The 11,602-nt window shown below is 49.1% G+C and carries 8 protein-coding genes and 1 other annotated feature (1 of these 9 only partly in view); of the genes, 1 reads left to right on the forward strand and 7 read right to left on the reverse strand.

Features of this window, described 5'->3' with window-relative positions; translation table 11 throughout:
• Positions 1 to 144: a binding site (T-box leader), on the reverse strand; it reaches 110 nt to the left of the window's first position.
• Positions 145 to 295: 151 nt separating this feature from the next.
• The 6 genes from AC1DLI_RS13055 to AC1DLI_RS13080 form a co-directional block, all read right to left on the reverse strand.
• The gene (locus AC1DLI_RS13055) at positions 296 to 778 is read right to left on the reverse strand and encodes an SRPBCC family protein (RefSeq protein WP_477603176.1); all 483 of its coding nucleotides are present in this window, start codon (positions 776 to 778) and stop codon (positions 296 to 298) included.
• A 1-nt stretch (position 779) separates the two neighbouring features.
• On the reverse strand, positions 780 to 1,091 hold the full coding sequence (locus tag AC1DLI_RS13060; RefSeq protein WP_477603178.1) for an ArsR/SmtB family transcription factor: 312 nt from the start codon (positions 1,089 to 1,091) through the stop codon (positions 780 to 782).
• A 584-nt stretch (positions 1,092 to 1,675) separates the two neighbouring features.
• On the reverse strand, positions 1,676 to 3,073 hold the full coding sequence (gene thrC / locus AC1DLI_RS13065) for a threonine synthase (RefSeq protein WP_477603180.1): 1,398 nt from the start codon (positions 3,071 to 3,073) through the stop codon (positions 1,676 to 1,678).
• A 166-nt stretch (positions 3,074 to 3,239) separates the two neighbouring features.
• Positions 3,240 to 3,890: an S-layer homology domain-containing protein gene (locus AC1DLI_RS13070; protein ID WP_477603182.1), complete on the reverse strand. Its 651-nt coding sequence runs from the start codon at positions 3,888 to 3,890 to the stop codon at positions 3,240 to 3,242.
• A complete protein-coding gene (locus AC1DLI_RS13075) occupies positions 3,878 to 8,254 on the reverse strand; it encodes an immunoglobulin-like domain-containing protein (protein ID WP_477603184.1) in 4,377 nt (1,458 codons plus the stop codon). The genes AC1DLI_RS13070 and AC1DLI_RS13075 overlap by 13 nt, the downstream gene beginning before the upstream one ends.
• A gap of 316 nt (positions 8,255 to 8,570) precedes the next feature.
• Entirely contained in the window at positions 8,571 to 9,227 is a 657-nt protein-coding gene (locus AC1DLI_RS13080) for a pentapeptide repeat-containing protein (RefSeq protein WP_477603186.1), read from the reverse strand.
• A gap of 246 nt (positions 9,228 to 9,473) precedes the next feature.
• On the opposite strand from AC1DLI_RS13080, the gene AC1DLI_RS13085 reads away from it, so the two are divergent.
• Positions 9,474 to 10,751: a hypothetical protein gene (locus AC1DLI_RS13085; protein WP_477603188.1), complete on the forward strand. Its 1,278-nt coding sequence runs from the start codon at positions 9,474 to 9,476 to the stop codon at positions 10,749 to 10,751.
• 3 nt (positions 10,752 to 10,754) lie between these two features.
• Here AC1DLI_RS13085 and AC1DLI_RS13090 read toward each other — a convergent pair whose 3' ends face one another.
• The gene (locus AC1DLI_RS13090; protein WP_477603190.1) at positions 10,755 to 11,597 is read right to left on the reverse strand and encodes a carbohydrate ABC transporter permease; all 843 of its coding nucleotides are present in this window, start codon (positions 11,595 to 11,597) and stop codon (positions 10,755 to 10,757) included.
• Between the last annotated feature and the right edge of the window lie 5 nt (positions 11,598 to 11,602).

Below are 11,602 nucleotides of genomic sequence, written 5' to 3' on the forward strand. Positions count from 1 at the left end.
AGCTCCTGTCACAGCATCCCCTTATCCAGGTTCCGATGTGATGCTCAGAGACTTGTTTCAATAAGCTTTTCCTTGCCCCTTTTCAGCTGCCGGGGCTCTCTGTGAAGGAATCCGATTATCTACTCTTCTCGTCATCGCCTTTTTTTATATTGCATATAGGTTAACAAATACTTTCACTCACTGCAAATCATTATTTTTATAAAATACAGCGATTGATTTTGCTTGTATTTTATTCTGCATTTTCGCAAAGGTGATGAAAAAAGCTGCCTAAAGGCAGCTTCTTTTATTAACGGGGTTAATCCTTCGTAATATTATCGAATGCTTGTACATACTGTTCGTATTTGACCTGCCATATGTCTTTACGGGATTCGATAACCCTGCCATCCAGAAGCGCCTCAATGACATCCAAGCATACATCCCAACCGGCAATATCCCTTGGCGTGTGGGCCGTAACTTTCGTGAGCTTCTCCGTTAATACCAAGCGGCAGCCGCTCGGCTCAGGATATAATTCAAATCGAACACGATCCTCGCCCCATGTATATTCAAGCACCTCATACAGCTTAAGCTCCAAAATCTCCATTTCTTCAAAGGTTCCGTCCTGCATATCAAACTTAATGACTCCGCCTTCACGCAGTTCATCGACGCTAAGCTCAGAAAACCATTTCGCGAGCTTATCGTTATCCGTAAGCCATGACCATACCTTCTCGACGGAATGTTTCAAATGACGCTCGAAACGAACCTCATATCCATTTTCAACCGTTTGTATAACTGCCAGCATATTATTCCTCCCCATCAAGAAGTCTCTCCAAATCATCCAGCTTGTTCGACCAAAACTGTTGATACGGCGTCAGCCAATCCTGTATTTCCTCTAACGGTTTCGCATTAAGTCGGTACAAATGCTTCTGCGCGTCTTTTCGCACGGTTACGAGTCCTGCCTCGCGCAATATGCGCAGATGCTTCGATACGCCGGGCTGACTCAGCGCCGATATCGTTACAAGCTCCCCTACAGAGCGCTCCTGCTCACGCAAGTGATCAAGAATCGTTCTCCGATGAGGTTCGGCCAGCGCTTCAAATAGTTTATCATTTTTCATATCGTTATATTACCATCCGGTTATATTTCTGTAAAGTTATATACATTACTCTCATTCAGCCTAAATCAAATGTACTCCATCCATTTTCTCGGATCTGGTCACATGTTTCCCTAAAATAGGCATAGCCTTGCATTGAACGCTGCTTCATTATCCACTCATAGATACTTCGTTTGTGCGGATAAACAAACCGAATCCTTGGTTCTGTAAAAAATTCAATGTATGGTGGCTTAGAGAAAGCATCTCTCCAAGCAACGCATACACTCTCATGCTCCTCCAAATAAACTTCCGAATCCTTGCTGCTATTCATGTAAAGAATCCAGTTTTTACTGCATTCAAAAAAATCTATAAAATGTTCATTCTCCTCAAAATTTAAATAGGACAGTCCTTGTGGCGTAATCGAAGTAATCGTTGAATGATGCAGCTGCAAGTCTAATCATTCCTTTCTAATTCGAATAAGATCTATCCTTCTATCCTTAAAATCACATCGAAATTGTAACATATTTACCCATTTTCAGCTTTGCAAACAAAAAAGCCGCAGCCGTTAGGATTGCTCCTTTGGCTGCAGCTTTACTGCTGTCTCTTATTTATTTAGCGTTATAAAACGCTTCTAGTTCACTGACTACCGCAGCAAGCGAACCGTCTACGCGAGTCTGACGCTGTTCTTTGTTAAATAATGAAGCAATTTGTTCAGGGAATTGCTGTTCGATGCCGCAAAGCTCGATTGCTTCATTGAACTTAGCCGGATGAGCTGTTGCAAGCGATACCGTGATTTCCTTGCCATTGCTGTATTTGTCAGCTGCAGCTACGCCGCAAGCTGAATGCGGATCGAGCAGATAGCCGTTTTCCGCTTCGTATTTTTTAATAGTGCTTAAGCACTCTTGGCCTTGCACGCCATGCGCGCCGAATTCCGCTTGCACCTTGCTCAGCGCATCCCCGGAAATGACGATTTGTCCCTCCGCCTTGAACTGATCCATCAGCGTGCGAATTTGCGCTGCATCCTCGCCAAGCACATAATACAAGTAGCGTTCAAAGTTGCTTGCTACCTGAATATCCATCGACGGGCTGTACGTGCTGCGGAAATCCCCAGGCTTGTACACCCCCTCCAAGATAAAGCGCTCCAAAATATTGTTTTCGTTGGTAGCCAGAATCAGCTTGCCGACAGGAAGGCCCATACGCTTCGCCAAGTAGCCTGCGAAAATATCACCGAAGTTGCCGGTTGGCACGCTAAAGTTTACTTGCTTCGCATCCGTTTGCTTCGCGACTTGGAAGTAAGCGTAGAAATAATATACCGTCTGTGCCAAAATCCGCACGAAATTAATTGAATTAATCGCAGCCAAATGGTTGCTTGCTTTGAAGTCGAGATCCGCGAATAGATCCTTAATCATGCGCTGGCAATCGTCAAAGTTGCCGTCTACCGATAGATTCAGCACGTTATCTTCCTGAACCGTCGTCATTTGAAGCTCCTGCACTTTACTTACTTTGCCATGCGGATGCAGGATGCAAATTTTAATGCCGTCCTTGCCTTTAACGCCTTCGATTGCCGAAGCGCCCGTATCGCCGGAGGTTGCTCCGAGAATGTGGATTTTTTTGTTTTGCTTAGCCGCCACGTACGTATACAATTGACCCATAAACTGCAGGGCGATATCTTTAAACGCAAAGGTAGGACCGTGGAACAGCTCCAGCAAATAGAGATCGTCCTTCAATTTGCGCACCGGCGTTACTTCCGGATCACGGAAGTTAGAATAGCTCGCGTACACCATATCTTTAAGATCTTGCTCTGGAATTTCACCGTTTGTATAATACGAGAAAATGGCAAGCACAAGCTCTTGATAGCTAAGCTCCTGCCACTCCTTTAAGGTTTCTGCTGAAATAACCGGAATTTCATTCGGAACAAGCAGACCTCCATCATTGCCAAGGCCCATCATAAACGCATCGATAAATCCTATTTTGCCAACATTTCCTCTTGTACTGATGTACTCCATTTGTAAATAGCCTCCTACATACGTGCAATTATCGTCTTATTTCGTTATTTAAATCATATCATCGTTTTCCATAATAATCGATTCTTTTCACAACAGTATATCATTTTTATTCCTCAAAAATAAACGAAAGGCATCCTAAACCTAAGGATGCCTTTCATAATCAACCTTATTTCATAAAGCTAGCCACAATCGCCGCAATCTCGGCGCGCGTAATCTTTTCTTTTGGCCGCAGAGTGCCGTCCTCGTAGCCTTTAATGATACCAGACTCCGCCAAAGCTGAAATAGCTTCCTTCGCCCAGCTTGATACGCCCGCTTCATCCGTAAAGGCCGCCTTGTTGGCATCAGCCGGCGTTACCAGTTGTTCCTTAAGCGCTCTGTACAAAATAACGAAAGCTTCCTCTCTCGTCATCTCTTGACTCGGCTTAAAGCTTCCGTCTTGGAAGCCCGTTACGATTCCCGCTTCGGATAATCCCTTCACGTATTTGCTGTACCAGGCCGCAGATGAGATATCCTCAAAGCCGGCGTCGCCGTCTTCGGTATTCAAATCGAGCAATCTGTACATGACCGCCATGAATTCCGCTCTGCTCATCTGTTTGTCGGGCTTGAAGCTGCCATCCGGGAAGCCTCCCAAGATGCTTTGCTCCGCAAGCTTGTTGATGGAGTCGGCTGCCCAGTGCCCGGCAGTATCCGAGAAGCTCGGCTGCGGCTCCGTGCCTGGGCTTGGTGTCGGACTTGGACTTGGTGTTGGCGTTGGTGTCGGAGTCGTCTCTCCACCCGTGCCTACCTTTTTCTCCACGGTCACAGTCACAACCGCCATGAATCCGCCGTCCGCCGTCGTTGCGGTGATGACAGCACTACCTTCGCGATACCCGTTATGACGCCAGCATCGTTAACCGCAGCAACTCCCTCCTGCGAGTCGCTGCTTCCGTTCATTTTCAAATCCGTTGCGATTAAATAGAACTTATCTCCCTCGGGGGAGCGAATGATGAATGGATCGCGGACGCCTTTGTCGCCTAAGCCTGAGCTCAGGACCGGCCTGCCTTCGTTCATTTCCTGCCAGTGGAGCGGATCATTGCCCTCGCTTAATGCGAAATAGACCTGCTCGCCATTCGCGGTGCCTTCACCCGTAAAGTAACTGAACATATACCCTGCATAAGCCTCATCCTTCGGAAGCTCCTTTACGTTTGCCGCAAAAACCTTCGTTAGCGAAACGCCGTTTTTCACAACGGAAGCCGTCAGCTTCACCGTTGTGTCTCCGCTGCCATGAGCCTGCCGTTTCACCTCGCCCGTTGATGTAACGACGGAAGGCTTCTCCGAGGACCATGAAATGGTCGTACCATTCTCGCCTGCTGCAGGCAGCGTTAGATTGCCACGTACATCATTAATGTTATAAATCATTAATGCAGCTGCATCCTTCGCAACAGCTTCGCTATCATTCAGCTGCTTCAGCACCGTGAAGGCAAAGGTTCTTGTCGCTGTTGACTTCCCGTCCGTCAGGACGGCTGTCAGCACAACGGATTCATTTTGCGAGTCCGATGCAGGTCTTGTAACCTTTCCTTCAGAGTTGATCACCGTCTCGTTCGCTGATTGCCACGAAATAGTCGTACCGCTCTCACCCTTCAACGGCAATATCAGGTCAGTCTGAACGGTGTCTTTGCTTGCATTCCCGCCAAGGAAATTTGCCGCATCCAATTGGTCGGCCGCATGCTGCACGAGCAGTCCTTCCAGGCTTGCAGCTTTTAGATCCGCCTCTGCCTTCAGCTCRCTCACTTCGGAAGCAAGCAATGCGCCGTCATAGATTTGGAAATCCGCAAGCATTCCGCCAAAGTAAGGATCGCCCGCATAAAAGGATTTTCCGATAAATCCGCTTGCGCCGGATGCTTGTTTAATTTGATCGAGCGTAAACCCGCCTGCCGTGCTGGACGATACCACGGTACCGTCGATATAAAGCGTCAGCTTGCCGTCCGTTCCGGACATGACCGCAGTTATGAGCTTCCAATTGCCGGATTGCAGCGTCGGCGCTTTGGTTGATACTTCATTGCGCCAGCCATTGGTTGCGATCCCGAAGCGCGCTGTGCTGTCGGCATTATATTTAGGCGTCATGTACAAATAATGGGTATCATTTTGTCCAAGCGCAAACAGCCATTCCGCTCCGTTCTTGCCGTTCCAATTAACGAGCGCTGATACGGTTATATCCGTCAAGCCATCCAAAATGCCCTGCGGCATTTCGATGTAGGAGCTTGTGCCGCCTCCGGCGAAGCTGATCGCACCCGCCGTATCGGTCTTAAGCCACTCCGCGTTATCCGGATTCATCCACTTGCCGTCATGCTGACCTGCCTTGTCCTTTACCGTCGTGCCGTCCAAATCGCTCATATCATAATGCACGATTAACTCCGACTCGGAGGATGGCGGCGGTTCTATAACGCCTCCTGTGCTTTCTGTAATCATAATCCAGCTAATTTGCGGATCGGAGCTGGATGCGCCCGCGTTTGCCGAACGATGTACCGTCAGCTCCAGCTTCCCATTATCAACGGCTACATTGCCATAGCTCATCACATCGGTTGCTGCCGTGAAGACATAACCATTTGTCTTAACCGTACCGTTCACAATAATATCGGCGATTCGCTGCCCGTTGGAATACTGGGACCATGGATCATATAAACCGACATACACATCGTAATTTCCGTTTCCAATATCAAAGCGATACGATAAATCATCGCCGGAATTGCTCTTCAAATAACGCAGGGATGTGAAAATATCACCGCTGCTTGTTCCCGATGTCAGCGTATTATCCCCGACATAACCCCAGCTTTGGTTGTTCGCAGGATCGTATTTCTGATCGATTTTTTCTCCGTTAAGTACGTTTTCCTCACCCATCAAGGCAATGATGTCCTTATAATCGGCTGTCTCCGCACCGCCGGCATGGACGAAATAGGCGCTGCCTTCCGGAATAACGTACATCTGATGCTCCACTTTTTTGTTCGAAAGCTCTGTCAGCGTGCCGCTGACACGCACCGAGCCTGGCTTCTGGAAGGCGGCTTCGCTTACGCTCCATACAATCGGCGTATCCTTGCTCGTTCCGTCCGACAACGTCACATTCAAGGTGCTTGGGAACGCAGGCGCCGTACCGATGGTCGTGCTGGCAGGCAGTGTTGTATTCACCGTTACCTTCCCCATGCCGTCTAATACATCAAGTGACCATTCATCCTGCCAGCGGAGCGCAATCTCGTCATTTTGGCCAAACTCGATCGGCAGCCAAATGTAACGGGAATTCGCCAAATCATTCTGGTTCCAGCGATCGCCCATATAAATGAACTTCCCTGCAGCCGCATCGACCGGAATAACCTGCGTGCTCTGCGAGCCAAAGGTCGTGGAGCTGCCCGGCGCAACATCGCGCATCGCCTTCCACGGTCCCATAATATTGTCGGCAACCGTATATTTGCCCACGTTCGGAGCCCAGCCGGTCGCGCCGGATGTAATCATGTAGTATTTGCCTTGATATTTGAATAAAGCAGGCGCTTCGCGCTGGGCAAGCGGAAATACGCGAACATAATCCACGCCGTGAACCGCCTTGTATTCCGTATCGCGCTCTTCGTTGCCATCTTTGTGCCAGCCCACGACATCGGTGTAGGAATCATTGAGCTTGGAAATATAGATCGTCAGGTTTTCCTCGCTCGAATATACCAAGTATGCCGTTCCGTCATCATCCTTGAACAAGGTCATATCGCGTGCCATGCCCGGCTGATTCGGCTGACCGTCATCGGTAGCGCCTGCAGGAGCGCGGTCCATGCGATGGCTCTCCTGATAGACGAATGGCCCGAGCGGCGAATCGCTGAGCGCATAACCCGCTTCAGCCTTCGCATAATTGGCTGTAGACGTCGCGCTTGGTCCGTCCGTATGCATCCACATCACGTATTTTTTTGTCTTATCGTTATAAATAACCTTCGGACGCTCAATAATCCGGTCCGTGCCGATATCGTTCAAAATATCCGCTTGATCCGTTCTGCCTTCATACAGCTCGGAAATGAGCGGATCGTTCTCGAAATCGTCCGCGGATTCAATCGCGGTCAACGCAAGTCCCTTGTCCTCCCAATTGTACAAATCCTTCGAGACATATACCCGCACACCTCTGGCCGGTAAATAACCGTTAGTCTTATCCTCGCCGTACCAGTAATAGGTCTGCGTTTCCTCATCGTACATCATGCCTGCGCCATGCGCCTGAATGACTGCGCCGTTCGTATCCCGCCATACCGCGCCGGGCGTAAACGAACTGTACGGCTCGTTAATCGCAAGCTCCGTTATCGCCTTCTTTAAAGCAGCGATAGCCGCGATAATTTGCTCCTGCACCGCAGGCTCCGTTATCTCAGCGCTGCCGCTCGCAAGCGTCTGTTTAAGCGCTTTGCTCTCCTGAATAACACGATTCAGCTCAGCAAGGCTGTAAGGCGTATAATCCGTGTTAGCCGCTTCTGCTTCTGCAGAGGCGATTTGATTGTCTAAATCAGAGAGCGGAACGGTAATGTTCTGCCTAATGATCAAATAGCTCACCAGCGGATCATTATGGTTTGTGAGCGCGGCGGCTGCCGGCCCTTGAATGCGCACATTCAGCTGTCCGTCCGTTACGCTGATCTTCCTGTAGGTGACGACCTTCTCTGCCCCGTCACCGCCGATCGCGAAATCGCCGCCCGATACGTTGTTCCCTTCCAGCAGCAGATTGACGCCTCTTCCGCTCCAAGGATTGTTGAAGCCGAACGTTACGTCATATTCGCCTGTCGGAAGCTCAAAGTTGTAAGCAAGAGCCTTATCTCTCACTTGGGTTCCGTTGTAATATCTTAACGAGCCTGATTTTGTCGAGGCATCGCGTACACTTGTCGCACTTGTGGTCGTGACCAAGCCCCATGCTTTTGACGTTACCGGATCAACGCCATACACCTGCTCCGTTACAGAGCTATAGAGACCAAGCTTATCCGAGCCCTCCGCGGTAGCCGGCGTTGCGTCTCCTGCATTTACGAAATAAAGAATGTAGTCGTTATCCTTCAGCTCCTGCTCCGTAAATTCGTCTGATACGGCTCCCGCTGTCCCCTGTCCTTCGCCCGCTGCATATGCTGGCGCCAATGAGGTTAGAAAGGACGCCAGCATCGTGCAGCACAGTGCCAAAGACAACCATTTCTTCTTTTTAAACAATCGTATTCCTCCTTCAAGCTTGTTGATCGCTCACTCTGAATGCGCTTACAACTAGGATGGCAGAACGTCAACACGAATGATATCGAAGATAACCCCCCTGTTCAACTGAACAATATAAACAGCAATGAACTCCAGTCAGGCTGTCTTATTTCACTAATCTAACCACTGATAAGTTCACTAAGGTTCACTTTTTTCACCCACCTAAATTATCCCAATTCATAATATCCAGGCCATTTTACTTCAAAAAAAAGATGACACCTGCTCGCACGCTGGTGTCATTCTCACTCATTTTCTAGAATGGCTATTGCTTTAGCAATTACAAGCCGTCATCCACGACCAGCCCAAAAATCGTGGCAAACGTAATCGCCTGCGCGGGCGATATGATGCAGCGCCGCAAATCCTCAATCGTTGCACCCAGGCTGTTGAACTCGCAGCTGCTAATATCGATGCCGCCGAGCTTAGTCTGCGAAAACTGTGCTTGATCGATATTGGATTCCCTTAAGTAAAAGTTGGATAATGTCATATTGGACATATCCGCTTTGGCAAGCGAGGTTTTCTCGAATTTGACTCCCTTGGCGTTGGTGAATCGAAGTACGGCATAATCCGCGTAACATTGCTCGAACCAAACGTTGCGCAGCGTTGAGCCCGTAATATCCATGCCGAGCAGCTTACAATTATGAAAGGATACGCGGTGCAAAATCACTTCGCTCAAATCGATATTCGATAAGTCGCAATTGACGAATTGAACATCCGTAAATTCTGCTTTCCGTAAGCTCACGGCCCGGAACACGACATTTTGGAACACCGCTCTATCAATGCAAATCTTATAAGCTGATTGATTATGAATGCCGCAATCCTCAATGATCCTGTCGCTAATCTCATACTCATCCGCCCACTCGTAGTCAGGCACCGTCAATGGCGTGAGCGCATCCGGAATTTTGGGCGCATCAAGCTTTTTTTCCTTGCTGGTCATCAGCAACAACCTCCCCCTGCGGCAGCTCCTTTGCAAGCCGCTGAACCTAACCTTCATTATATACGATTACGACAGCTCATTCGACGGCATTTATTCGCTTCCTATTTTGCTTCAAAACAGGTCTCTAATGACTTATTGTCCAGCCCCATCTATAATGAAGAAATTAATGCCGCAAAAGAAAAGCTAACCTCTGCGATGCTGCAAGGCTCGTATAAGAGGATTAAGTTATACCGATGGAGGTGCGCTATGAAATATGAGATGACGCTGGAGCAGCGCGATCACATCATGGGGCAGCTGTCCGAAGAGCAACGTCATTTCATGCATCATGAGCTTGTCAGAGGCAGAAGAACGTTGTTTGCAAGGCAGCTTGCGCGAAAAAAATGCCAGTTCATCCCCGAGGATGCGCAGTTTGAGGATATTGAATCATTTATCGAGGAATGGGACTATATCGGATTTACCGACAGCGGCGAGGTCTCACCGCATACGAAATGCGAGTGCGGGCGTTCGCTGCGCTATCAGCATCAGGTGCTTCATTTACCGACGAACACAATTCGCTATTTTGGCATCGAGCACCTGCAGCTGCATACGGGTATCGATGCGAAAGCCATCGCCGATATCATGAAGGGTTTCGATGTGCTGGACGGTGAAATGCACGAAGTGCTTATCAAGTTCCGGGATGGCTGGCAGCTGGGCCAGCATCTTTTTCTGCCGCTGCCGGCTGAGCTTGACGTACCGCCTGATATCCAGGCTCAAATCGATGCAAAGCTTCCGCTGCTCGATCGGCAGCTTGCCCGTATCCGCAGAAGGCTGCATGAGCTTGATGTCGCAAGCAGAAAAAAGCGGCTGGCAGCCGCTTTAACTTACTTCGATCCATCCTCATCCGAAGACGAGGAGCCTAACGGTTCGGGGGCGGAGAACACTCCGAGCGGCTACGGCATCGAGGATAGCAGTGAACCTGCCCATGACAGCGATATGCCGAGCGCTGATCAAGGTTCCTTTAATTTTGGAGAATACGATGCTGTCCAAGGGGCATTCAGCTTCGAGGAAACGGATAACGGCCAAGCGGCCTTCGTGTTCGATCAATCAGACAACAGCCAAGGCGCTTTCGTCTTCGATGAGGAGGCAGAAAGCCAAGGCGCGTTCTTGTTCGACGAGCCATCTGCGAATCCGTCGAATCCAAATCAAGATGCGTCCGCTTTCGAGGAAGCCGGCAGGAAGCTCGGCGCCGCTGCGCGAAGAGACAGCGAGGTAAGCAGCTCGGATGCGAAGCGCTCAAGCCCCTTCTACCTGTCTCCCTCAGCTCAGCGCGTCGTTGATGATGCTATCAAATACGGCCGCATCAGCACCCTTGCCATTTCCAACTTCCTCATCGAGCAAAAGCTCATACAGGATACGCGGATGTCTACAGGCAAGCCCGGCATTTATATCGCCGTTGCCGCTTACATGGACAAGCTTGCCGCAGCGGGCCAATGCGAACTAGTGAGCAGCAACTCCGAAGATCGCGTCTATAAAAAGAACGAATAAAGCTTAACCTTTTACAGCCGAGCCGACGGTAAGCGCGTTCTCAACCTGTTCGCTGAATAGGATGTAGATCAGCACCGTCGGCAGGCTGGCAATCGTCATCGCCGCTCCCATCGCGCCCCAATCCGTCGTAAATTGCCCTTGGAAAAACAGCAAGCCAAGCGGCAGCGTCTTTAGGCTTTCTTTGGTAATAAGGATAACGGCCATCGTAAACTCATTCCATGAATTCAGAAAAATAAATATGACCATCGTAGCGAGCGCAGGCTTAATGATCGGCAGCATAATACTGAAGAACGTCCGGTAAATGCTCGCACCATCAATGCACGCCGACTCTTCCATCTCAATAGGAATGCTGCGGAAGAAGCCATAGAACACCATGGAAGCAAATGAAATATTAAAAGCAATATAAGGAATGATCAATGCCCCGTAAGTATTAGCCAAATTTAGATCCCTCACAAGAATCGCAAGCGGAATCATAATGACTTGGATCGGTATGAACATGCCCACAAGGATATACGTATGAGCGATTTTGCTAAAACGCCAGCGCAGCCTTGCCGCCGCATACGAGAACATGACCGCGAGCAGAATAGCCCCCGCTACCGTAACCGCCGCAACCAGCAAGCTGTTCATAAAATAAACCGGAACGTTATATTTCGACCATGCCTCTACATAGTTCTCAAACCGCAAATGTACAGGCGGACCGAATGGGTTCGTTACGAAAATTTCATCGTTGCTTTTCAAAGAATAAAAGATCATCCATACGAGCGGATATACCGATAAGAGCGCATACAGCCACAAAAAGATCGGCATGCTCGGGTTGTTTTTTCTAAGCTTCATCATCCAGGCCATCTTCG

The sequence above is a fragment of the Paenibacillus sp. 01T443 genome, from assembly GCF_056398325.1.

Coding starts and splice junctions, on each gene's coding strand:
- AC1DLI_RS13055 (WP_477603176.1), bottom strand. CDS start 778: ATGCTGGCAGTTATACAAACGGTTGAAAATGGATATGAGGTTCGTTTC.
- AC1DLI_RS13080 (WP_477603186.1), bottom strand. CDS start 9,227: ATGACCAGCAAGGAAAAAAAGCTTGATGCGCCCAAAATTCCGGATGCG.
- thrC (WP_477603180.1), bottom strand. CDS start 3,073: ATGGAGTACATCAGTACAAGAGGAAATGTTGGCAAAATAGGATTTATC.
- AC1DLI_RS13090 (WP_477603190.1), bottom strand. CDS start 11,597: ATGGCCTGGATGATGAAGCTTAGAAAAAACAACCCGAGCATGCCGATC.
- AC1DLI_RS13070 (WP_477603182.1), bottom strand. CDS start 3,890: ATGGCGGTTGTGACTGTGACCGTGGAGAAAAAGGTAGGCACGGGTGGA.
- AC1DLI_RS13085 (WP_477603188.1), top strand. CDS start 9,474: ATGAAATATGAGATGACGCTGGAGCAGCGCGATCACATCATGGGGCAG.
- AC1DLI_RS13060 (WP_477603178.1), bottom strand. CDS start 1,091: ATGAAAAATGATAAACTATTTGAAGCGCTGGCCGAACCTCATCGGAGA.